18 protein-coding genes and 1 pseudogene are annotated in these 21,814 nt (G+C 72.7%); 11 read left to right on the top strand and 8 right to left on the bottom strand.

The window, feature by feature from the left end:
* Window positions 1-2 precede the first annotated feature (2 nt).
* Window positions 3-1,109, bottom strand: a complete 1,107-nt coding sequence (locus tag I6G21_RS06655) for a DUF368 domain-containing protein (protein ID WP_081047918.1) — start codon at window positions 1,107-1,109, stop codon at window positions 3-5.
* Window positions 1,110-1,372: 263 nt separating this feature from the next.
* Here I6G21_RS06655 and I6G21_RS06650 point away from each other — a divergent pair, with 263 nt between their 5' ends.
* From I6G21_RS06650 to I6G21_RS06635, 4 genes are read left to right on the top strand one after another with little or no spacing between them, the layout of a single operon-like run.
* A complete protein-coding gene (locus I6G21_RS06650; protein WP_129357844.1) occupies window positions 1,373-3,130 on the top strand; it encodes an ABC transporter ATP-binding protein in 1,758 nt (585 codons plus the stop codon).
* The gene (locus I6G21_RS06645; RefSeq protein ID WP_129357843.1) at window positions 3,127-5,046 is read left to right on the top strand and encodes an ABC transporter ATP-binding protein; all 1,920 of its coding nucleotides are present in this window, start codon (window positions 3,127-3,129) and stop codon (window positions 5,044-5,046) included. The genes I6G21_RS06650 and I6G21_RS06645 overlap by 4 nt, the downstream gene beginning before the upstream one ends.
* A 6-nt stretch (window positions 5,047-5,052) precedes the next feature.
* The gene (locus I6G21_RS06640; protein WP_058731418.1) at window positions 5,053-6,684 is read left to right on the top strand and encodes a dolichyl-phosphate-mannose--protein mannosyltransferase; all 1,632 of its coding nucleotides are present in this window, start codon (window positions 5,053-5,055) and stop codon (window positions 6,682-6,684) included.
* Window positions 6,684-7,415 (top strand): arsenate reductase/protein-tyrosine-phosphatase family protein, encoded by a 732-nt coding sequence (locus I6G21_RS06635; protein WP_129357842.1) that lies wholly within the window; start codon window positions 6,684-6,686, stop codon window positions 7,413-7,415. Before I6G21_RS06640 ends, I6G21_RS06635 begins: the two co-directional genes overlap by 1 nt.
* Here the strand turns inward: I6G21_RS06635 and I6G21_RS06630 are convergent.
* The 4 genes and pseudogenes from I6G21_RS06630 to I6G21_RS06615 form a co-directional block, all read right to left on the bottom strand.
* On the bottom strand, window positions 7,355-8,440 hold the full coding sequence (locus I6G21_RS06630; protein ID WP_064724919.1) for a DUF1461 domain-containing protein: 1,086 nt from the start codon (window positions 8,438-8,440) through the stop codon (window positions 7,355-7,357). The two genes, I6G21_RS06635 and I6G21_RS06630, sit on opposite strands and share 61 nt — an antisense overlap.
* 93 nt (window positions 8,441-8,533) lie before the next feature.
* Entirely contained in the window at window positions 8,534-9,799 is a 1,266-nt protein-coding gene (locus I6G21_RS06625; protein WP_129357841.1) for a L,D-transpeptidase, read from the bottom strand.
* Between the two features lie 87 nt (window positions 9,800-9,886).
* Window positions 9,887-10,216, bottom strand: coding sequence for a DUF3499 family protein (locus I6G21_RS06620; protein ID WP_058731415.1), 330 nt, complete (start codon window positions 10,214-10,216; stop codon window positions 9,887-9,889).
* Window positions 10,217-10,271: 55 nt separating this feature from the next.
* Window positions 10,272-10,538 (bottom strand): annotated as a pseudogene (locus I6G21_RS06615) (WhiB family transcriptional regulator); the annotation flags it as partial.
* 282 nt (window positions 10,539-10,820) lie between these two features.
* On the opposite strand from I6G21_RS06615, the gene I6G21_RS06610 reads away from it, so the two are divergent.
* Window positions 10,821-11,567: a TIGR03089 family protein gene (locus tag I6G21_RS06610; RefSeq protein ID WP_055684322.1), complete on the top strand. Its 747-nt coding sequence runs from the start codon at window positions 10,821-10,823 to the stop codon at window positions 11,565-11,567.
* On the opposite strand, the gene I6G21_RS06605 is transcribed toward I6G21_RS06610, so the two are convergent.
* Window positions 11,552-12,157 carry a GtrA family protein gene (locus I6G21_RS06605; protein ID WP_224799927.1) on the bottom strand — a complete coding sequence of 202 codons (606 nt, stop codon included), beginning with the start codon at window positions 12,155-12,157 and terminating at the stop codon, window positions 11,552-11,554. The two genes, I6G21_RS06610 and I6G21_RS06605, sit on opposite strands and share 16 nt — an antisense overlap.
* A gap of 268 nt (window positions 12,158-12,425) precedes the next feature.
* Between I6G21_RS06605 and I6G21_RS06600 the strand changes: the two genes are divergently transcribed.
* From I6G21_RS06600 to I6G21_RS06585, 4 genes are all read left to right on the top strand, one after another.
* Window positions 12,426-13,643 (top strand): 5-(carboxyamino)imidazole ribonucleotide synthase, encoded by a 1,218-nt coding sequence (locus tag I6G21_RS06600; RefSeq protein WP_129357840.1) that lies wholly within the window; start codon window positions 12,426-12,428, stop codon window positions 13,641-13,643.
* A 58-nt stretch (window positions 13,644-13,701) separates the two neighbouring features.
* Window positions 13,702-14,334 (top strand): 5-(carboxyamino)imidazole ribonucleotide mutase, encoded by a 633-nt coding sequence (gene purE / locus I6G21_RS06595; RefSeq protein WP_055684319.1) that lies wholly within the window; start codon window positions 13,702-13,704, stop codon window positions 14,332-14,334.
* A 103-nt stretch (window positions 14,335-14,437) separates the two neighbouring features.
* Window positions 14,438-16,084 carry an LCP family protein gene (locus I6G21_RS06590; protein WP_129357839.1) on the top strand — a complete coding sequence of 549 codons (1,647 nt, stop codon included), beginning with the start codon at window positions 14,438-14,440 and terminating at the stop codon, window positions 16,082-16,084.
* An 83-nt stretch (window positions 16,085-16,167) separates the two neighbouring features.
* Window positions 16,168-17,190 (top strand): lipid II:glycine glycyltransferase FemX, encoded by a 1,023-nt coding sequence (locus tag I6G21_RS06585; RefSeq protein ID WP_129357838.1) that lies wholly within the window; start codon window positions 16,168-16,170, stop codon window positions 17,188-17,190.
* A 65-nt stretch (window positions 17,191-17,255) separates the two neighbouring features.
* Here the strand turns inward: I6G21_RS06585 and I6G21_RS06580 are convergent, their stop codons facing one another.
* Both I6G21_RS06580 and glpX read right to left on the bottom strand, forming a co-directional pair.
* Window positions 17,256-19,091 carry an ABC transporter ATP-binding protein gene (locus tag I6G21_RS06580; protein WP_165869993.1) on the bottom strand — a complete coding sequence of 612 codons (1,836 nt, stop codon included), beginning with the start codon at window positions 19,089-19,091 and terminating at the stop codon, window positions 17,256-17,258.
* A 139-nt stretch (window positions 19,092-19,230) separates the two neighbouring features.
* Entirely contained in the window at window positions 19,231-20,229 is a 999-nt protein-coding gene (gene glpX / locus I6G21_RS06575; protein WP_055684316.1) for a class II fructose-bisphosphatase, read from the bottom strand.
* 144 nt (window positions 20,230-20,373) lie between these two features.
* On the opposite strand from glpX, the gene I6G21_RS06570 reads away from it, so the two are divergent.
* Window positions 20,374-21,030 (top strand): DUF4245 domain-containing protein, encoded by a 657-nt coding sequence (locus tag I6G21_RS06570; protein ID WP_165869992.1) that lies wholly within the window; start codon window positions 20,374-20,376, stop codon window positions 21,028-21,030.
* 99 nt (window positions 21,031-21,129) lie between these two features.
* Window positions 21,130-21,768: a carbonic anhydrase gene (locus I6G21_RS06565; RefSeq protein ID WP_075514534.1), complete on the top strand. Its 639-nt coding sequence runs from the start codon at window positions 21,130-21,132 to the stop codon at window positions 21,766-21,768.
* Window positions 21,769-21,814: the final 46 nt, after the last annotated feature.

Below are 21,814 nucleotides of genomic sequence, written 5' to 3'. Positions count from 1 at the left end.
GCCTAGCCATCCGCGGCGGCCCCGCGCGTCGCGGCGTCGTCGTCGCGGGCCGCGCGGGTGGCGGCCAGGCGCCGTTCCAGGACGACGGCGGCGGCGACCACGAGGAACCCGAGCACGCCCACCAGCAGAGCGGCTCCGGCGGCCTCCCCGACCGGCTGCAGCGCCCCGGTCTCGGACTGCCAGGGCCACAGCCCGCGCAGCCCGCCGATCATGACCCCGGTCAGCACGGCCAGCGTGACCCGATGCCGGTGGGCCAGCAGCCACTCCAGACCCTTGACCACGGTGGCCAGCCCCAGCAGGGCCCCGAGGGCGAACAGCGTCAGATACCCCAGGTCCCGCTGGTTCACCGCAGCCAGGGTCGGCTGGTACATCCCGAAGGTCAGCAGCAGGAAGGACCCGGACAGGCCGGGCAGCACGAGGGCGCAGATCGCCACGGCCGCGGCCAGCACGATCACCCAGGGGGCGGGATCGGCCTCGCCCTGGCGCGGCAGGGACACCACGGCCCAGGTGGCCACGGCCCCGGCCGCCGCGGCCAGGACGTCTCGGGCCCGCCAGCGGCCCACCCGGGCGGCGGGCACCGCGGTGCAGGCCAGGACCATGCCGAAGAACGCCGCGGAGGTCAGCACCGGGTGGTCCTCCACCAGCCGGCCCATGACCCCGGCCATCACGACGACGGCCAGCGCCATCCCCAGGCCCACGGCCAGCAGCATCGGCCAGGCCACCTGACGCAGGTGAACGCGCGCCTGTCGGCGGTGCTCGACGGCGCCGGCCCCGCGGGACAGCAGACCGAGCAGCGCGCAGCGGGCGGCGGAGACGAGGTGCCCGAGGGAGCCGATGAGGCTCTCGTAGAGTCCGACGACCAGCGCCACGGTTCCCCCGGAGACGCCGGGGACGGTCTCCACGGCGCCGATCAGCCCGCCGCGCACCACATCCAGCAGCAGCCGAGCCGGCGTCGGGCGACCCGCGGACCGGGGAGACCGCCGTTCGGGGTCCTCGGGCCCGGTGGGCTGGAGGGTCTGTGCCTGGGTCGCCGGGGCTCCGACCGTCGGCGTCTGGGGGCGGGTCTGCGGGGAGTCGGCGGGGCGGGGGGTCTGGGAGCGATGAGTCATGGCGGGGTGCGTCATGGCCTTCTGTGCGGGCGCCGTCCGGCACCCCGGGGCCATGCGGCGCGCGGATACGGGAAGCGGACGGTGCGGGCGGGGCGGCGGCACCGGCTAGAGTGGATGGACCGCCGCGGGGTCGTCCCCGCATTCTTCCAGGTTTCGGGCTCCCGGGGTACGTGACGGTCTTCTCCTCTGGCATCGCGCCGGCCTCCGCCCCCACCTCGGGCCGGATACCCGCGTCCCGTCTTCCGCTTCCCGTGAGGATCTCCGTGCTCTTCCGCCTCCTGAGGACCCACGCCGCCCCGCACTGGCGGGTCATCCTGGCCGTGCTCGTGCTGCAGCTGGTGGCGGTGCTGGCCACCCTGTACCTGCCCAGCCTCAACGCCCAGATCATCGACCGCGGCGTCGCCACCGGGGACACCGCCTACATCTGGCGCACCGGCGGGTGGATGCTGCTGGTGGCCTTCGCGCAGATCATCGCCGCGATCACCGCCGTCTACTTCGCCGCGCGCACCGCGATGGGCCTGGGCCGGGACCTGCGCGCCGCGGTCTACGAGGCCGTGGACGGCTTCGGAGCTGAGGAGGTCTCCTCCTTCGGCGCCCCCACCCTGATCACCCGCGGCACCAACGACGTCCAGCAGATCCAGATGCTGTTCCTGCTGATGCTCAGCTTCATGGTCAATCTCCCGCTGATGGTGGTGGGCGGCATCATCATGGCGGTGCGCGAGGATGCGGGCCTGTCCTGGCTGGTGTGGGCCTCCGCCCCGGTGGTGGTCATCATCATGGCCCTGCTGATCCGGCAGCTGATCCCGCTGTTCACCGTCATGCAGGAGCGCACCGACGACGTCAACGCGGTGCTGCGCGAGCAGATCATGGGCCTGCGGGTCATCCGCGCCTTCGTGCGGGAGGAGCACGAGACTCGCCGGTTCGCCGCGGCCAACGACGCCCTGACCGACGTCGCGGTGCGCATCGGGCGGATCTTCGTGCTCATGGGGCCGATCCTGATCGTGCTGATGCACGCCGCGGAGGCCGCGGTGCTGTGGTTCGGCGGACATCGGGCCGAGGCCGGGCAGGTGGAGGTCGGTTCGCTGACCGCGTTCCTGCAGTACCTGATGCAGATCCTCATGGCCGTGATGATGGCCTCCTTCATGGCGATGATGTTCCCGCGGGCCATCATCTGCGCCCGGCGCATCGGGCAGGTGCTGGACACCGTGCCGCGGGTGCGCGACGCCGAGACCACCCGCGTGCCGGAGCAGCGCCGCGGCGTCGTGGAGTTCCGGGACGTCTCCTTCGCCTACCCCGGGGCCGAGGCCCCCGTGCTGGAGGGGATCAGCTTCCGCGCTCAGCCGGGCACGACGACGGCGATCATCGGCGCCACCGGGGCCGGCAAGACCACCCTGCTGCACCTGATCCCGCGGCTGCACGACGCGACCGAGGGCCAGGTGCTGCTGGACGGGGTGGACGTGCGCGAGCTGCCGGCGCAGCAGATCACCTCCCGGGTGGGCCTGGTCCCGCAGAAGCCGTACCTGTTCTCCGGGACGGTGGCCTCGACCCTGCGCTTCGGGGACCCCCAGGCCTCCGAGCAGCGGCTGTGGGAGGCCCTGGAGACCGCGCAGGCCGCGGATTTCGTGCGGGAGCGCTCCACCGGCTCAGGCGCGGAGGCGGCCACCGGGCTGGATTCGGCGATCGCGCAGGGCGGCACGGACGTCTCCGGCGGGCAGCGCCAGCGGCTGAGCATCGCCCGGGCCCTGGTCGCGGACCCGGCGGTGTACCTGTTCGACGACTCCTTCTCCGCCCTGGATGTGGCCACGGACCGGCGCCTGCGCGCGGCCCTGGCCCCGCGCACCCGGGACGCCAGCGTGATCGTGGTGGCCCAGCGCGTCTCGACCATCACCGAGGCGGACCAGATCCTGGTGCTGGAGGCCGGACGCATCGTGGCCCGCGGCACCCACACCGAGCTGCTTGAGACCTCCCCCACCTACCGGGAGATCGTGCAGTCCCAGCTCTCCGCCGAGGAGGCCGCATGAGCGAGATGCCCCCCGCCCCGCGCACCGCCCGCGCCTTCTGGCCCACCGCGGGCCGGCTTCTGCGCGAGCTGACCCGCTGGCCCGGACGCCTGAGCCTGATGACGGCCCTGCTGGTGTCCTCGGTGCTGCTGACCGTGTTCGCCCCGCGGGTGCTGGGACATGCCACGGACCTGATCTACGCCGGCGTCGTCGGCCTGCAGTCCCCGGCAGGGGCCGACGCCGAGCAGGTGATCGCCGGGCTGCGGGAGCAGGGCCGGGACCAGATGGCGGACATGCTCACCGCGGTGGACTTCACCCCCGGGCAGGGCATCGACTTCCCGGCCCTGGGCGCGACCCTGCTGCTGGTGCTGGGGATGTACGTGCTGGCCGGGGTGTTCCTGTGGCTGGAGGGGCGGATCCTCAACGACCTGGTGATGCGCGTGGTGCGGGACGTGCGCCGCCGGGTGGAGGCCAAGCTGCACGCCCTGCCGCTGAGCTACGCGGACACCCACCAGCGCGGAGACCTGCTCTCCCGCACCACCAACGACCTGGACAACATCCAGCAGGCCCTGCAGCAGGCGCTGGCGGAGCTGGTGCAGGCGATCCTCACGGTGCTGGGCGTGGCCGTGATGATGTTCGTGCTGTCCTGGCAGCTGGCCCTGGTGGCGCTGATCGCGGTGCCGATCTCCGGGGTGGTGGTGGCCTTCGTCGGGCGCCGCTCCCAGAAGCTGTTCGCCGCGCAGTGGAAGGCCACCGGGGAGCTGAACGGGCACATCGAGGAGGCCTTCACCGGCCACGAGCTGATCCGCGTCTACGGCCGCGGGCAGGACATGGGCCGAGCCTTCCGGGAGCGCAACGACGCCGTGTTCCAGGCCAGCTTCCGCGCCCAGTTCCTCTCCGGGACGATGATGCCGATCATGCAGTTCGTCTCCTACCTGGGCTACGTGGGCATCGCGGTCCTGGGCGGGCTGAAGGTGGCCAGCGGCCAGCTGTCCCTGGGCGGGGCGACGGCGTTCATCCAGTACTCTCGCGAGTTCACCCAGCCGCTGGGCCAGATCGCCGGCATGGCGAACATGCTGCAGTCCGGGGTGGCCAGCGCGGAGCGGGTCTACGACCTGCTGGACGAGCCGGAGCAGTCCCCGGACTCCCCCGCCGCGGTGGCCGCCGACGCCGCCCGGGAAGGGCAGCGAGCCCGCGGGCGCATCGAGTTCTCCCACGTGGACTTCTCCTACACCGCCCAGCGCCCGCTGATCCGGGATCTGTCCCTGGTGGCCGAACCGGGTCAGACGGTCGCGATCGTGGGGCCGACCGGGGCGGGCAAGACCACCCTGGTCAACCTGATCCTGCGCTTCTACGAGATCGACGCCGGGGAGATCACCCTGGACGGGCAGGACATCCGGGAGATGACCCGGGACCGGCTGCGCCGAGCCACCGGCATGGTGCTGCAGGACGCGGTGCTGTTCCGCGGCACCATCCGGGAGAACATCCGCTACGGCCGACTGGAGGCCACGGATGAGGAGGTGCTGGCCGCGGCCCGGGCCACCTACGTCGACCGCTTCGTGCGCTCCCTGCCGGAGGGCTACGACACAGTGGTGGATCAGAACGGCGGCTCGGTCTCGGCCGGGGAGCGGCAGCTGATCACGATCGCCCGGGCTTTCCTGGCGGACCCGGCGGTGCTGATCCTGGACGAGGCCACCTCCTCCGTGGACACCCGCACGGAGGTGCTGGTCCAGCAGGCGATGGCCGCGCTGCGGGCATCCCGCACGTCCTTCGTCATCGCCCACCGGCTGTCCACGATCCGCGATGCGGACACGATCCTGGTCATGGAGCACGGCAGCATCGTGGAGCAGGGCAGCCACGACGAGCTGATCCACCGGGACGGGGCCTACCGGGCGCTGTACCGGGCGCAGTTCGCAGGCGACGGCGGGCAGGGCTGAACTAGCATGGGGCGGGTGAGCAGCCACTCCCCCCGCCCCGTGCCCTCCGCGGCCCCAGGCCCGCGCTTCCCCACCGGGGCCTTCACCCGCGACGCCCTGCTGGATCGCCTGCGGGCCCTGCCCGTGCCGCTGCCCCGCTGGGGCTGGGTCTTCCCCGCCCTCGTGCTGGTCCTGGCGGCCGCGCTGCGCTTCGTGGGGCTCACCCACCCCAACGCCGTCGTGTTCGACGAGACCTACTACGCCAAGGACGCCTGGTCCCTGTGGCACTACGGCTACGAGCGGTCCTGGCCGGACGGGGCGGATGCGAGCTTCGTCGCCGGGCATCCCGTGAGCCCGGAGGATCAGGGCTCCTACGTGGTGCACCCGCCGCTGGGCAAGTGGATGATCGCCCTGGGCTACGTGCTGTTCGGGGACTCCTCGCCCCTGGGCTGGCGCTTCTCCGCGGCGCTGTTCGGCACCCTGTCCGTGGCGGTGCTGATGTGGGTGGCGTGGATGATGTTCCGTTCCTTGACGCTGACCGGCATCGCCGGGCTGCTGATCGGCATCGACGGGCTGCACCTGGTGGAGTCCCGCCTGGCCCTGCTGGACATCTTCCTCATGTTCTGGCTGCTGCTGGCCTTCGCCTGCCTCGTCGCGGACCGCTTCTCCGCTCGGCACCGCCTGGCCGTCCTGCTGGCCGCGCAGGCCGGGCCCGGGGGCGCCCCGCCCTCGGCCGCAGCGTTGCGCTACGGACCCTGGCTGGGGATCCGGTGGTGGCGGATCGCGGCCGGGGTGTGCTGCGGCGCGGCCCTCGGGGTCAAGTGGAACGCCCTGTTCTTCATCGCGATCTTCGGGATCCTCACGGTCCTGTGGGACATCGGCGCCCGCCGGGCCGCCGGGATCCGCGGCTGGTTCACCGGCGCCCTGCTCAAGGACGCCGGTCCGGCCTTCGTCTCGATCGTCGGGATCGGCCTGGTGACGTATCTGGCCACCTGGATCGGCTGGTTCCGCTCCGACGGCGCGTACGACCGGCACTGGGCCGAGCAGCACCCCGGCGAGGGCATCGGGTGGCTGCCCGCGAGCCTGCGCAGCCTCTGGGAGTACCACCGCTCCGCCTACGCCTTCCACACCGGCCTGGATTCCCCGCACACCTACGCCTCCCCCGCCTGGCAGTGGCTGATCCTGGGGCGGCCCACCTCCTACTACTACGAGGCCGAGCACGCCGCGGCCTGCGGGGCGCAGAAGTGCTCCGAGGCGATCCTCAACGTCGGCAACCCGCTGATCTGGTGGACGGGCGCGGCCGCCCTGGTGCTGTTGATCCTGTGGTGGATCCTGCGACGAGACTGGCGTGTCGGGGCCATCCTGCTGGTGGTGGCCGTCGGCTGGCTGCCGTGGTTCGCCTACCCCCACCGCACGATGTTCTACTTCTACGCCCTGTCCTTCCTGCCGTGGCTGATCCTCGGACTCACCGCGGTGCTGGGCCTGGCCCTGGGCCGTCCCGGGGACTCGGTGCGCCGACGCCGGTACGGCCTGGGGGTGGTCGGGCTGTTCGTGGTCGCGGCCCTGCTGATCAGCGCCCACTTCTGGCCCATCTGGACCGGCCAGTCCATCCCCTACGAGGACTGGTACGCGCACATGTGGTTCACGGGCTGGATCTGATGCGCACCCCGTCGAGCACCCCCGGTCCCGCCCCCGCCCCGGGCCAGGACGCCGCCGGATCGCGGCTGAGCGGGCGCGCCGCGCACGCTCGCAGCGCGCCCTTCGCGTTGCTGTTCGTCTGCCAGGGCAACGTCGCCCGCTCCCCCGCCGCCCAGCTGCTGGCGGCCGGCCGCCTCGCCGCGGCGTCGGCCGCGGGGGCCGGGATCGAGACGGCCTCGGCCGGAACCGGCGCCCTCGTGGGTGCGGGCATCGCCCCGGAGATCGGGACCGAGCTGGCCGAGCGCGGGGTGGACGCCTCCGGGCACCGCGCCCAGCAGCTGGGGGCCGGGCTGCTGCGTGCGGCGGATCTGGTGCTGGTCATGGAGGCCGAGCACCGACGCTGGATCCTGGAGGAATGGCCGGGGGCGGTGCGCTCCGTCTTCCTGCTGGGCACCGCCGCCCGCGTGCTGGGAGCGCAGCGCTCGTCACCGGCGACGCTGGTCGACGCCGGAACGCTGCCGCCGCACGGGGCCGGGGACCCGACGACCGGTCTGCCCGGGGAGCCTGCGAGCCCCGCGGATCCGCTGGCGCTGCTGCGCGCCCCCGGGGTGCGCGTGCTGCCCGAGGACGGCATCGCGGACCCGTACCGCCGGGGCCGGGAGGCCGCCCGCCGGGCGGTGGCGCGGATCGATCAGTGCCTGGAGCTGGTGCTTCCCGCGCTGGTGTCGCGGCCGCGATCCGAGCGGGGCTGAGCGCCCGCCGCGTCGTCCCGGGTGGTCCCGTCCGAGCCGCCGCGGACGGCCTGCCGGCGGGTGCCTGCCTGGCGGTTCGCCTCCTGGCGGGCGTGGGCCCGGGCCAGGTCCCGCTGCCGACGGTGGGCCAGGGGCCAGGTGGCCACCAGCAGCACGGAGACGGCCAGCACGGTGATCAGCGCGATGAGCACGGCCGAGTCCACCCAGAACTGATCCGGGTACAGCCGGATCAGGGTGTCCGAGGGGTAGAAGGCCCAGTTCCCCTCGGGGAAGAAGATCTCGTGGAAGCCGGTGAAGAACCGCTCCCACCCCAGCAGGGACAGCCCCAGCAGCCCCAGGATCAGCAGGATCGTCAGCCAGGCCCCGGCGAACAGGGCGCGGCGCAGGGCCCCCGGGGCGCCGTCGCCCAGGCGTCGGGCGCACAGCACGGCCAGCACCAGCCAGCAGCCCACCAGCAGCAGGGACCACAGCATCACGTGCTTCACGTCCGTCATGTGCCCCACCTCCGGGGCGGTGAAGGCGTGCCGGCCATCCGGCAGCATCACGTCCCCCAGGAAGCGAGCGGGGGCGAAGTTGAGGATGTAGTCCAGGCCGTGGGAGCCGTAGACCATGCGGTCCTCGGTGGAGAAGCCGTAGGCATCCGCCGGGAAGCCGGGGCGGTGGTACTCGAACCACAGGAACGCCGGGGTGGCCACGGCCCGGATCGCGGCCATGAGGATCACCAGCGGCACGGCCACCGCGATCACGGCCTGACGCAGGCGCAGGGCCCGGGGGCGGGTGCGGACCGGCCGAGCCGCAGGCTCCTGCCGGGCGGCGGGCTCCCGTTGGGTGGTGGACTCCCGTCCGCCCGCAGATTCCCGCCGAGGCCCGGGTTCCTGCCGAGGTCCGGGCTCCTGCCGGGGCGCGGACGCGGCGGTGGAGCCGCCGCGGGTCCCGGCGTCGACGGCCGGGGCCAGGGCGTCCCACTCCTGGGTTGCGGAGGACCAGGGAGCTCCCTGTTCCTCGGGATTGCTGCGCGGGCTCACTCGGCGGCCTCCTCGGGTGCGACGGAAGCGTTCCTGTTCGGGGCCCGCCCTCCCCGCCGTCACACCGGAGACGGGCGGGCCCTGGCGGGTCTCCTACCAGTTCCCCTTCCAGGAGGCGTCCTGGTAGTGCTCGAAGGGGATGTTCCAGTCCCCGTAGCCGTTGTCCGGGTCGGCCTCACCGTAGCCGGTGTTCACGGTCTCCACCACATCGCCCACGCGGAAGGTGTTGAAGAAGTACTCGGCGCCGTCGGGCAGCAGGCCGATGCAGCCGTGGGAGATGTTGGTGTTGCCCACGTAGGGGTACCCGGAGGGCTCCGCCTGGTGCACGAAGGCCCCGGAGGAGGTCAGCCGGCAGGCGTTGCTCGCGTAGAACGGCTCGTACCAGTGGGAGTCCCCCGGCTTCAGGCCCAGGGTGCGGGAGTCGAAGAAGTAGCTCTTGGCCTTCTCCATGACCACCAGCTGCCCGGTGACCGAGGGCCACTGCGGATCCCCCAGAGTCACGGGGAACTCCTTGGTGAGCTTGTCCGACTCGTAGATCTTGATGGTCTTGGTGTTGTTGTCCACGTAGGCGTAATTCTTCGGCCCGGTCTTGAAGCTGCGCTCGTAGTTCTGGTTCATGATCATGCCGTTGCCGATGTCCGTGCCGAGCAGCTTGATGCTGACGTTCACCTGGGAGTTCGGCGCCCACTTGTCCTTGGGGCGGTAGCGGACCATCTGGTCGCTGTACCAGCGGAACTTCCCCTCCTGGTCCCCAGCCCCGGTCACGGTCACGGCCTTCTCCACCGCGGCCTTGTCGGTCACCGGCTCGGAGAAGTTCAGCTGGATGACCTGCCCGGTGCCGTAGGTGCCGCCGTCCTCGAAGTCGAAGCTCAGATCCGCCTCGTTGGCCGCGGAGGTCGTGGCGAAGCCGGTGGAGCCGCGGTGCTCGACGTCGCCATCGTTGACGATCGTGTACTGCACCCGGTAGTCCTTGGCGAACTCCAGAGGACCCTTGGCGGTCCAGGTCCGGCCATCCTCGGAGATCGTGCCCTCCACCGCCTTGCCGCCGGTGACCTCGACCGCCTTGACCCGCCCGGCATCGGTGACCACGGTGACCGGGGCGGTCGGGTTGTACTCGCTGGCCCCATCCTGCGGGGTCACGGTGACCTTCGGGGTGAAGGTGGGGGTGGGGGTCGCCGAGGCGGAGGCGGCGCCGGAAGCCGAGTCCTCGCCTCCGTCCTGCCCGCAGGCGGTCAGTACGACGGCGCCGAACAGCCCCAAGGCGCCGGCGCCCACCAGCCGACGGCGGGTCAGGGGGCCCACCGGGTCCCCGGCGGAGGCGTCATCACGGGAGGCGCGGAAGGGGAAGCGGGGAGTCAAGACCAGGGGTCTCCTTTCGGGACGGAAGGGGGAGGTGTCGAAGCGTCGAGGAGAGATGAGGAGAGGACCGGCCCGTCCGCGGCCCGGTCAGCGGCGCGTGGGCAGCCCGCGCAGGCGCGTGCGCGTGTCACCGGCTTCGGGAGACTGCGCTTCCGAGGACGGCTGTGACGGCTCGGAGGCGGTGTCCGCCTCCGGGTCACCGGGCGCGGCGGCGTCCTGGCCGACCCGCACGACCTCCCAGCCGCGCGGGGCCGTGAGCCGATCCGCGTGGAAGGCGCACAGATCGTAGGCGTGCGGCTCGACCCGCGGCGCCAGCGGACCGATGACGGCCGTGGAGTCCGCGTACGCGTAGGTCAGGGTCCAGTCGGCCTCGCGCCGGCACATGGTGCGCGAGCACAGTCTCTTGTTCTCTGCCATTCTCCACAGGCTACTCCACCGGACCGCGAGCTCCCCGTGCCGGGGGACAGGGGGCTCAGCGGGACTGGCGGCGCAGCCGGCGCCGCTCCCGCTCGGACATCCCGCCCCAGATGCCGAAGCGCTCGTCCTTGGCCAGCGCGTAGTCCAGGCAGGCGGTGCTCACGGGGCATTCGGAGCACACGCGCTTGGCGTCCCGGGTGGAGCCGCCCTTCTCCGGGAAGAACGCCTCCGGATCCGTCTGGGCGCACAGGGCCTCGGCCTGCCAGGCCAGCTCCCCCTCATCCTCGTCGGTGCCGTAGGCTCCGGCGGCGGCCTGCCACAGCCGCAGCACCTCGGGGTCCGAGGAGAACAGGTCCACCCCCTCCTCAGAGACGGAGCGGGGCAGGGTCGGGGTGGTCTCGTGAGAGGGCTGAGCAGGGCCCATGCTGGTCCTTTCCTGCACCGATCACGGCCGCCGCCGCGTCCCGGGAAGACCGGGCGGGGTGGTCGCGGACGGAAGGTGCCGGCCGGTGCCGAATTCGGCGTGATTCACGATAATTACAGCCGTGTCATCCGGTGCCCGTCAAACCGATGACGCGCGGTCCGGCCCGCTACCATGGCGAGCATGTCCCACCGCACCTTCGCCGACGTCGAAGCCCTGTTCACCACCCTGGGCGCCTCCCCCACCCCGGCCGTCGTCTGGTACGGCCCCGGCGGCGAGCGCACCGAGCTGTCCGGACGGGTCCTGGAGAACTGGGTGGCCAAGACCGCCAACCTGCTCGTCGAGGAGCTCGACGCCGCCCCGGGCTCGACCATCGCCCTGCGCGCCCCCGCGCACTGGCGCAGCCTCGCGATGGGACTGGCGGCCGTGCGCACCGGGCTGGTCCAGCTGCCCCGCACGGATGGCGCACGGGAAGCCGAGGCCGTTCCGGCGCAGGTGTGGGTGGGCTTCGAGGCCGAGGGGGCCCAGGCACGGACCGCCCAGACCCGGCTGCTGCTGGCGCGCGGCGCCCTGGCCGCCTCCTACGACGGGGCGAGCCCGCTGGATGCCGATGCCGTGGACTATGCCGCGGCGGTGCGCTCCTTCGCGGACTCCTATGACCCCTTCGATCCGCTGGACCCGGAGCTTCCCCTGGAACCGGGCGAGGCCGGGCTGAGCCTGGGGGCGTGGCTGGACCGGGCTCAGGAGGCCGGCCAAGGCGGCGTCGTCCTGGGGGCCGTGGCGGACCGGGAGGCCGATCCCGGGCTGCTGGCCGACTGGGCCGGGCTGCTGGCCGACGGCGGGACGCTGGTCCTGCTGGACCCGCGGCTGGGGCAGCAGCAGCGCGAGCGCGCCCTGGCCCAGGAGGGCGCGGATCACTCCGGGCGCTGAGCCGGGTCCTCCCCGCCCAGGGCTCGGCGGTCCCGGGTCCCGCGGCGCACCGCGTCCACATCCAGGCGCCCGGTGACGATGTCGGTGGCCTCGGTGACGAACCGGGCGACCTTCTCCTCGCGCGTGTACTCCTGCTCGTCCGCGCGCTGGGTGACCCCGCCGTAGACCCAGAAGCGGTAGGCGAAGTAGCGCACGATCGTGCCCAGCACCGTGCCGATGATCGTGCCGCCGATGAACGAGGCCGTCTTGGAGGTCAGCCCCAGTCCGTAGTTGGTGACGAACACGCAGGCGGTCTCCACCCCGATCCCGATCAGGTTGACCAGCGCGAACTGCCAGGCCTCCCGCCAGGTGTTCTCCTGGCGCTTGTCCCGGAACGTCCACAGGCGGTTGAGGATCCAGGAGAAGATCGTAGCGACGACGCCGGCGACGAATTTGGCCTTGGAGTGCCCGTCCGCCAGCCACGTGCTCATCAGGAACCAGGTGACGGAGGCGTTGACGATGAAGGCCAGTCCGCCGACGATCCCGAACTTCAGGACCTCTTTGAGGAACAGCTCCCACAGGCCGTGGATTTTCTCGGAGAAGGTTGACACGCGGGGCTCCACAGGGTCGGGGTCGGCGGGGCGGGTCCGCGGCGGACGCGGGCGGGAGGACCACCTCGTCCCCCGCGCCCTCGCGCCCGACCCGGTGCGCACGGCGGCCGGGCGGGTACCGCGTCGCGGGTGCGGACTGCGCTGAAAGTCTACAAGCAGGCCCCGGGGCCTCCGGGCCGCGACGCCGCCCCGCCCCCGTGAGATCGGTCAACCCCGCGCACCACTCGGGAGGTTCGCGCGCGGCAGGCCAGCGGGTAGCCTGGGAGGCGTGAGCTTACCTGTGACCGCACCCGTGATCGGCGTGATCGGCGGAGGGCAGCTGGCCCGCATGATGTCCCCGGAGGCCTCCGAGCTGGGCATCGAGCTGCGCGTGCTGGCCGAATCCCCCGAATCCTGCGCCGCCGCCGTCATCCCCCACGCCCCCGTTGGGGACCACACCGACCTGGCCGTCCTGCGGGAGTTCGCCCGCCGGGTGGACGTCGTGACCTTCGACCACGAGCACGTGCCCACCGAGCACCTGCGGGTCCTCGAGGAGGAGGGGGTCGCCGTGCGGCCGGGCCCGCAGGCCCTGGTGCACGCCCAGGACAAGATCCGCATGCGCGAGGCCGTGGACCGCCTGAGCCTGCCCAACCCCCGGTGGGCGGCGGTGGCCGACGCCGATCAGCTGCTCGCCTTCGGGCGGGAGGTCGGCTGGCCCGTGGTCCTGAAGACCCCGCGCGGCGGATACGACGGCAAGGGCGTGATGCTCGTGGCCGAGGACGCCGTGGGCTCCGCCCCGGTGCGCGCATGGTTCGAGGCCATCCCGCAGAAGGGCTGGAGCGGGCTGCTGGTCGAGGAGAAGGTGCCCTTCACCCGGGAGCTGTCCTCCCTGGTCGCCCGGCGCCCCAGCGGCGAGGTGCGCGCCTGGGACGTCGTCGAGTCCGTGCAGACCGACTCCGTGTGCGACGAGGTCACCGCCCCCGCCCCGGGGTTGGACCCGCAGGTCGCGGCGGCCGCCCAGCGGATCGCGCTGCGCCTGGCCGAGGAGCTCGGGGTCAGCGGCGTGATGGCCGCGGAGCTGTTCGAGGTGCCCGGGCGCGAGGGCGGGGTGCTGGTCAACGAGCTGGCCATGCGCCCGCACAACTCCGGACACTGGACCCAGGACGGGGCGGTGACCAGCCAATTCGAGCAGCACCTGCGCGCCGTGCTGGATCTGCCGCTGGGCTCCACCGCCCCGGTGGCCGGGGTCACCGTGATGAAGAACGTGCTCGGCGGGGCCAACGAGGACCTGGCCGGGGCGTGCCCCGCGGCGATGGCCGCGCATCCCGAGGCCAAGGTGCACCTGTACGGCAAGGCGGTGCGCCCGGGCCGGAAGGTCGGGCACGTCAACCTCAGTGGCCCGGCCGCCGAGCTGGCGCAGGTGCGCCGGGCGGCCCGGGAGGCGGCCGCGATCCTGCGGGACGGTCCCGCCGCCGACCCGGCCGCGACAGACCCGACCGACCGCTGAGCCCCAGCCCGCCGATAAGCCCCAGCCCACCAGCACCACAGCACACCAGGAGCACATCATGAGCACCCCCGCCTCGCAGAACGCGCCGCTGGTCGGCGTCGTCATGGGTTCGGACTCGGACTGGCCGGTCATGGAGGCCGCCGCCGAGGCCCTCGAGGAGTTCGGCATCGCCTACGAGGCCCGGGTGGTCTCCGCCCACCGGATGCCCCAGGACATGCTGGCCTACGGCCAGGAGGCCGAGCAGCGCGGGCTGCGCGTCATCATCGCCGGGGCCGGGGGTGCCGCCCACCTGCCCGGCATGCTCGCCTCGGTCACGGCCCTGCCCGTCATCGGGGTGCCCGTGCAGCTGAAGACGCTGGAGGGGCTGGACTCCCTGCTGTCCATCGTGCAGATGCCGGCCGGGGTGCCCGTCGCCACGGTCTCGGTCAACGGGGCGCGCAACGCCGGGCTGCTGGCCGCGCGCATCCTCGGGGCCGGCCAGGATCCGGCCGCCGCCGCGGAGATCCGCGGCGATCTGCGCGAGTTCGCCCGGAATCTGCGCCAGTCCGCCCAGGACAAGGGCGCGGCCCTGACCCGCCGGCTGGAGTCCCGCCGCGGCCCGGAGGAGGAGACCGAGGCCCACCGCCCGGCACCCCGCTCCCAGGCCCCCGACGCCGACGATCCCGCCCAGCCCGGCCCCTACGCTCCGTAGGTCCCCGTTCCCGCCCACCTCGGTCGGACCCCGCGACGTCGTCGATCCGCCGGGGCGGGCGCCGACCACCGCCCGCCCTTCCCCGACCGGCAGGTACTCCCCGATGCCCCCCTCCACCCCGTCCGAGAACCCCCGCGACCCCGCCGCCGGAGCCGAACGCCCCCGCGGGACCGATGAGATCACGGGCGCGCGCCCGGAGGGGCACCGGCCGGGACCGGCGCACCGCACGGACCCTCTGCGCCACCCGGAGGCGTCCGGGGCTCTCACCCGCACCAAGCGGGCGTGGCTGCTGCTGCTGCTCACCGCCGTCCTGCCCGGCTCCGTCCAGCTGCTGATCGGCAACCGCCGCCTGGGGCGGCGCGCCCTGGGTGTGACCCTGACCGTCTGGGCCTGCCTCATCGCGGCCCTGATCCTGCTGGCGGTGCACCGGTCCTGGCTGTTCTCCCTGGTCACCGGCCGGTTCACGTCCCTGGTGCTGATCGTCGTGCTCGCGGTGCTGGCTCTCGGCTGGGCCCTGCTCTTCCTCGACGCGCTGCGCCTGATCCGGCCCGCTCTGCTGGCCCGGGGCATGCGGCCGATGGTGGCCCTGGGCTGCGCGGGCCTGATGCTGGTCACCGCCGGCACCCTCGGCTACTCCGCCTATCTCGTGGGAGTGGGCCGCGGCGCCCTGGGCAACGTGTTCTCCGGCGGCTCCGGCTTCGAGGCCGCGGACGGCCGGTACAACATCCTGCTGATGGGCGGGGACGCCGGGGCGGACCGGGTGGGGCGCCGCCCGGATTCCATGACGGTGTTCAGCATCGACGCGAAGACCGGCCAGGCCGTGACCATCTCCCTGCCGCGCAACCTGCAGAACGCCCCCTTCGCGCAGGGCTCGCCGCTGTGGCAGGTCTGGCCCGAGGGCTTCGACTGCGGGGACGAGTGCATCCTCAACGCCCTGTACCCGCAGGTCGCCCAGGAGCACGCGGACCTCTACCCGGACGCCGCGGATCCCGGGGCCGAGGCCATGAGGGACGCCGCCGAGGGCATCACGGGTCTTTCGATCCAGGGCTACGCTCTGGTGGACATGGACGGCTTCGCGGACCTGGTGGACGCGCTGGGCGGCATCGAGCTCGACGTCGGCGGCCGGGTGCCGATCGGCGGCGGGACGAACGAGATCACCGGGGAGAAGAACCCCATCGACGGGTGGATCGAGCCCGGCCGCCAGCACCTGGACGGCTTCCACGCCCTCTGGTACGCCCGCTCCCGGGAGGGGGCCAGCGACTTCGAGCGGGAGGCGCGTCAGCGCTGCGTGCAGTCGGCGATGCTCGCGCAGCTGGATCCCGCGAACGTGCTGACCAAGTTCCGCTCGATCACGGACGCCGGCCAGCAGATCGTGGAGACGGACATCCCGGAGGCCCAGCTCGGGGAGTTCGCGGACCTGGGGCTGAAGGCCAAGGACCACGAGCTGATCCAGTACGGGGCCGGCCCGCCGTACTGGGATGACATGTTCCCCACCTACCCGGACTACGACGCCTTCCGCGCCGGGGTCGCCCAGGTCATCGAGGGGTCGGCGGAGGGGAAGACCCCTACCCCGGCCGCCGACGACGCCCAGGCCGCGGGCCCGGCCGGGGTGGTCTCCGCGGTGCGCCCCGCCGCCCTGCTGGCCACCCTGTCCCTGCTGCCCGGCGCCGGCTCTGTCCAGGCCCAGGACGGCCCCGCGGTGAGCACCGTCGCGGAGCTCGGCCCCAACGGCACCTGCTCGGTGCCCTGAGCCCGACCCGTCCGCCAGCTGCCCCGACCCCACCCAACCACGCCCCGCCGGTGCCCTGCCGGCCACGTCCTACAGTGGAGACCATGACGAATTTCCTGCAATCCGATGCCTGGGCCCGGTTCCAGTCCGACCTCGGCCACGAGGTGCTGCGCGGGGCCGGGGAGGGATACTCCTACCTGGCCACCGTAGAGGGCGGGCGCGCGGGGCGCTACCTGTACTGCCCCTACGGCCCGGAGGCGGACTCCCCCGAGGCGCTGACCCGCGCCCTGGCCGAGCTGAAGGAGCTGGCCCGGGCCCACCGCTGCCTGTTTGTGCGCGTCGAGCCCAGCGACCCCCGCTCCTTCGCCGAGGGCACGGACCCGGAGGCGGACCTGCGAGCCCGCGGCCTGCGCTTCTCCCCCCGCCAGATCCAGCCGTCCCACACCTGGATGGTGGATCTGACCCAGGACGAGGACGCGCTGCTGAAGGGCATGAACGCGACCAACCGGAACCTGCACCGGAACATCCACAAGAAGGGCGTGAGCTTCCGCGCCTCGCGGGACCCCGAGGAGATCGGGATCCTGCTGCGCTACCTGAACCAGACCGCCGAGCGGGTGGGGTTCAACCGGCAGAAGGATGACTACCTCACCCAGGCGGCCCGCTCGCTGATGCCCCAGGGCGACGCCGCGCTGTACGTGGCCGAGCTGCACGGAGAGCCCATCGGCGCGGCCTTCGTCTACGACTCCGCGGACACCCGCACCTACGCCCACGCGAGCATGGATTATGCCCACCGGCGCCTGTCCGCGAACAACCCCCTGGTCACCCGGATGATGCTGGATGCCAAGGAGGCCGGGCTGCGGCGCTTCGATATGTTCGGCATCGCCCCGGAGGGCCAGCCGGATCACGAGTGGGCCGGGTTCACCAAGTTCAAGAAGTCCTACGGCGGCTACCCGGTGACCTACCCGGGCACCTGGGACCTGCCGGTCTCGACCGCCGCCTACGCCGCGTTCCGCTCGGTCTACGCCGCCAAGGAGGCCGCCAAGGAGAAGGGCCTGCCCGCGGCCCGCCGCCTGGCGGGAACCGCCGAACAGAAGGTCCGCGGACTGGTGGGGCGCCTGCGCCGCTGAACCTGCGGCACCCCGCCCGACGTCGGCCCGGGCCGGGCGGCGTCGGGCGGATCGGGACCGGGCGCTCAGTCCAGTCGGCCCAGCTCCACCAGGCGGGCGAACTCCGGCTCGGTCTCGCGCAGCTGCGCCATGGTTCCGCGCGAGCGCAGGCGCCCGCGGGAGAAGAACAGGATCTCGTCCGCGTTGCGCACCGTGGAGAGCCGGTGGGCGATCACGATCACGGTGATCTTCCCGTGCAGGGCCTCGATGGTGCGGGTGATCTCGTGCTCGGTCTCGTTGTCCAGGGCGGAGGTCGCCTCGTCCAGGATGAGCACCTCGGGCTGGGAGTACAGCGCCCGGGCGATGCCCACCCGCTGGGTCTGCCCGCCGGACAGGCGCGCACCGGCGTCGCCCACGAGGGTGTCCAGCCCGTCCGGCAGCTGCGCCACCAGCTCCTCCAGGCGCGCCTGGCGCAGGACCCGGGCCAGCAGCTCCTGGTCCACCTGATCCTCCGGCTGCCCGAAGGTGATCAGGTCCCGCAGGGGCACATCCCACAGGAAGACCTTCTGGGAGACCATCGCGACCCGGCGGCGCCATGCCCGGGGATGCGCGGAGATATCCACCCCGCCGACCGTGACGCTGCCGCTGGTGGGGACGTAGAGCCCGGCCAGCAGGTCCGCGAACGTGGTCTTGCCGGCCCCGGAGGAGCCGACGAGTGCGACCGTGCGGCCCACCGGGATGCTCACGTCCACCCCGGTGAGCACGTCCCGGTCGGCGTCGGCGTACCGGAAGCCCAGGTCCCGCACCTCCAGGGAGGCCCGGGGGATCTGCACCGGCTGCTCCGCATGGGAGGGATCGGCGTCGGCCTCGGCCTGCAGGCCCCGCACCTCGGCGGCGACGGTGCGCAGGGAGGGCTGCCCCGACCGGACGCCGTTGAGTGTGCCGACCACCCGGTTCAGAGCCGGCACGATGCGCATGGCCGCGGCCGCGAAGGCCGCCAGCAGGCCGAAGGCCGTCATCTGGTCCGTGGTCGCGAACAGCACCAGCGCGATGACGAGGATGCCGAAGATCATCACGACCTCCAGCAGGTACCGCGGCAGCTCCGCGAAGAACTGCTGGGGCTGGGCGTAGTGGGCGTTGTCCGAGCGGTTGCGGCGGAACCCGTCCGCGAACAGCCCCTCCCGCCCGAAGATCCGGGTCTCCCGGAAGCCCTCGATGGCCGGGGAGAGCAGGGCGAAGCCGTCCTTGCTCAGCTCGAACAGCCGGTGCGCGTAGCGCAGGGCGAAGGGCCGGACCACCCGGGCCAGCAGCAGCGCGGCCCCGCCGAACAGCACCAGGGCGGCGATGAACCCGACCGGGGAGAGCACCAGCAGGGTGCCCATGAGCAGGACGATGGTCGCCGCGTCCACCAGGATCGAGATGTAGCCCAGCAGGACGCTGTTGAACGCCTGGGGCACGCCGGTGTTGATGTTGTTCAGGATCGCGGCCTTGGAGCGGTGCCGGTGGGCCTCATACGTGGCCTGCAGGTACCGGTCCAGCATCTCGGCCTGCACCGAGGAGGACGCCCGCTGCACCACGCCGATGGACCACCAGCGGATCCCGATCAGCGCAACGTTCTTGACGAGGAAGGCCAGCCCGACCAGCAGCGCGAGGATCAGCAGCAGCCGCTGCCGATCCTCGGTGCCCACCAGGGGCGCCAGGTGCTCCTGGACCACCGGGGGGACCTCCCCGTGGGCGGTGAGCATCTGGGTCAGCGGCACCATCGTCGCCACCGCGAGGATGTCCAGCAGGGAGGAGGCGAAGGCCACCAGGACCATGCCGAGGATGCGCGGGCGCATCCGCCACGGGATCAGCGCGAAGAGCGTGCGCAGATCGCGCACGTCCGCGCGCACGGCGGATTCCTGGGCCTCGGCAGCGTTCACGGGCTCCCCCATCCCCACCGCGCCCCACGGTGGTCATCGACGACGTCGGTCTCCGACAGCGCCGCCCGTCGGGCATCCGCGGGAGCCGCGGCGGCGCGCCGTCAGGGAATCCTACCCCGACGCCGCGCCCGTCCCCGGATCAGCCGCGGGCGTACCGCTCCCACTTGGCCGCCTGGTGCTCGGCTTCGACCATGCGCACGGTCCCGGACTTGGAGCGCATGACGATGGACTGGGAGGTGATGGTGGGCCCGGAGTAGCGGACCCCGCGCAGCAGATCCCCGTCGGTGATCCCGGTGGCGGCGAAGAAGCAGTTGTCACTGGTCACCAGCTCATCCGTGGTCATCACGGCCTCCAGGTCCAGCCCGGCGTCGATGGCCTTCTGCTTCTCGTCATCGTCGGTGGGGGCCAGGCGCCCCTGGATGATCCCGCCGGTGGCCTTGATCGCGCACGCGGCCACGATCCCCTCGGGGGTGCCGCCGGTGCCCAGCATCACATCCACCCCGGTGTTCTCGCGGCAGGCGGCGATCGCCCCGGCCACATCCCCGTCCAGGATCATGCGGGTGCGGGCGCCGGTGGCCCGCACCTCCTCGACCAGCTGGGCGTGGCGCGGGCGATCCAGGATGCACACGGTGAGCTGGTTGACCTTCTTCCCCTTGGCCTTGGCCACCAGGTGCAGGTTCTGCTTGATCGGCAGGCGCAGGTCCACCATGTCGGCCGCGTCCGGGCCGGTCACGAGCTTCTCCATGTAGAACACGGCGGAGGGGTCGAACATCGACCCGCCGTCGGCCACCGCGATCACCGCGAGCGCGTTGTTCATGCCCAGGGCGGTCAGGCGGGTGCCGTCGATGGGGTCCACGGCCACGTCCAGGGCCGGGCCGTCGCCGTCGCCCAGGGACTCGCCGTTGTACAGCATGGGGGCCTCGTCCTTCTCCCCCTCGCCGATGACGACGGTGCCGTTGAAGCTGACGGTGGAGAGCATGCTGCGCATCGCATCCACCGCGGCCCCGTCCGCGGAGTTCTTATCCCCCGCCCCGACCCAGTGCCCGCCGGCGATGGCTGCGGCTTCAGTCACCCGCACCAGCTCCAGGGCCAGGTTGCGGTCGGCTTGGTTGTTGTTCTCATCCTGTACTGCAGACACGGTGCTGTTTCCTCGTCCTTGAGTTCGGCGCCCGCGAGCGGGCCCCTCTGGCTGTGCTCTCCAGCATAGTGGGCACCGCCTGCCCCGCCGGGCACGCGCCCCGGCCGGACGGGGCGCGCCCGCGGGTGGGGCACAATGGGGGACGTGGAGGAGAACGAGCAGGCCCGGGACCGGAGCGAGCGGGATGAGCCGGTGGTCCCGCAGATCACCGAGAAGCAGGCGCGGCGGCTGAATACCCCGGTCGGGGCGATGGTGATCTCCGTGATCGCCCTGCTGGGCATCACCCTGCCGTTCGTGTGGCTGCAGCCGCGCCCGGACAACCAGACCTACCGCCCCCAGGTGGACCTGGTGCAGACCGCCCAGCAGGCCCGCACCGATGCCGGCTTCGACGTCTTGGCCCCCGAGCTGCCCGCGGACTGGCACGCGAACTTCGCCCGCTGGCACCCCGCCGATGACCAGGAGGTGCCGTACTGGGAGTTCGGGGCGGTCACTGCCTCCGGCGGCTTCCTGACGCTCGCCCAGACCGACCGCGCCGATCCCACCTGGACGGCCGAGCGGATCGACCGGGCCCCGCAGACCGGGACCATGGATGTCGAGGGCATCCAGTGGCGCCGCCACTCCAGCACGGACCGCAAGACCGGGGAGACCACCGTCTCAGCGGTCGGGCGGCTGGCGGGGACCACGGTGGTGGTCACCGGGGACTCCCGGGATGAGGAGCTGAAGGATCTGCTCTCCCGCCTGGCCCGCACGGCGGACGGCGCGGGGGCTGCGGCGTCGGCCAGCGCCTCCGCCGCCCCCTGACCCCTCACCGACCGACCCCGCTCCACACACCCCATCGACCCCCGCGCGGATCCCGCGCGGCCCATCGCAGACGACCCACGAGAACAGATCCGAGGACCCATGAGCACCAGCACCCGTCCCACCCCCGCCGAAGCCTTGCAGCGTCTGCGCGCGGGCAACGCCCGCTTCGTCGCCGGCGCCTCCGAGCACCCCAACCAGGACGCCGCGCGCCGGGAGTCCCTGACCGACGGGCAACACCCCTTCGCCGTGATCTTCGGGTGCTCGGACTCCCGGCTGGCCGCGGAGATCATCTTCGACCTCGGGCTGGGCGACACCTTCGTGGTGCGCACGGCCGGGCAGGTCGTGGGCAACGCCGCACTGGGCTCCCTGGAGTACTCGGTGACGGATCTGGACGTGCCGCTGATCGTGGTCCTGGGCCACGACTCCTGCGGCGCGGTCACCGCCGCCTCCGGCTCCTACGACTCCGGGCAGATGCCCGGCGGCTTCGTGCGGGACCTGGTCGAGGAGATCCTGCCCGCCGTGGTGGAGACCCACCGCGAGGCCCAGGGCGAGACCCCCACCATCAACGACATGGTGCGCACCAACACCCGGCAGACGGCCCAGCGGGTGCTGGACCAGTCCAAGATCATCGACGCCGCGGTGCGCGAGGGTCGCACCGCCGTCGTCGGGGTGTTCTACAACCTGCGCGACGGCCGGGCCGAGCTGGTGTGGTCCTCCCAGGAGCTGGCCGAGGACTGATCCGGTCCGGGCCCGTCGACGGTGGACCGGACCACGTCATGGACCG

This window comes from Rothia kristinae (assembly GCF_016028855.1).
GTDB lineage: Bacteria > Actinomycetota > Actinomycetes > Actinomycetales > Micrococcaceae > Rothia > Rothia kristinae.
This window is presented reverse-complemented; position numbering and strand designations above follow the sequence as displayed.

What these genes read in the sequence shown, in the direction of transcription:
- I6G21_RS06655 (WP_081047918.1), bottom strand. Translation starts at nt 1,109, where the DNA reads ATGACTCATCGCTCCCAGACCCCCCGCCCCGCCGACTCCCCGCAGACC.
- I6G21_RS06645 (WP_129357843.1), top strand. Translation starts at nt 3,127, where the DNA reads ATGAGCGAGATGCCCCCCGCCCCGCGCACCGCCCGCGCCTTCTGGCCC.
- I6G21_RS06640 (WP_058731418.1), top strand. Translation starts at nt 5,053, where the DNA reads ATGGGGCGGGTGAGCAGCCACTCCCCCCGCCCCGTGCCCTCCGCGGCC.
- I6G21_RS06635 (WP_129357842.1), top strand. Translation starts at nt 6,684, where the DNA reads ATGCGCACCCCGTCGAGCACCCCCGGTCCCGCCCCCGCCCCGGGCCAG.
- I6G21_RS06620 (WP_058731415.1), bottom strand. Translation starts at nt 10,216, where the DNA reads ATGGCAGAGAACAAGAGACTGTGCTCGCGCACCATGTGCCGGCGCGAG.
- I6G21_RS06610 (WP_055684322.1), top strand. Translation starts at nt 10,821, where the DNA reads ATGTCCCACCGCACCTTCGCCGACGTCGAAGCCCTGTTCACCACCCTG.
- purE (WP_055684319.1), top strand. Translation starts at nt 13,702, where the DNA reads ATGAGCACCCCCGCCTCGCAGAACGCGCCGCTGGTCGGCGTCGTCATG.
- I6G21_RS06590 (WP_129357839.1), top strand. Translation starts at nt 14,438, where the DNA reads ATGCCCCCCTCCACCCCGTCCGAGAACCCCCGCGACCCCGCCGCCGGA.
- I6G21_RS06585 (WP_129357838.1), top strand. Translation starts at nt 16,168, where the DNA reads ATGACGAATTTCCTGCAATCCGATGCCTGGGCCCGGTTCCAGTCCGAC.
- I6G21_RS06565 (WP_075514534.1), top strand. Translation starts at nt 21,130, where the DNA reads ATGAGCACCAGCACCCGTCCCACCCCCGCCGAAGCCTTGCAGCGTCTG.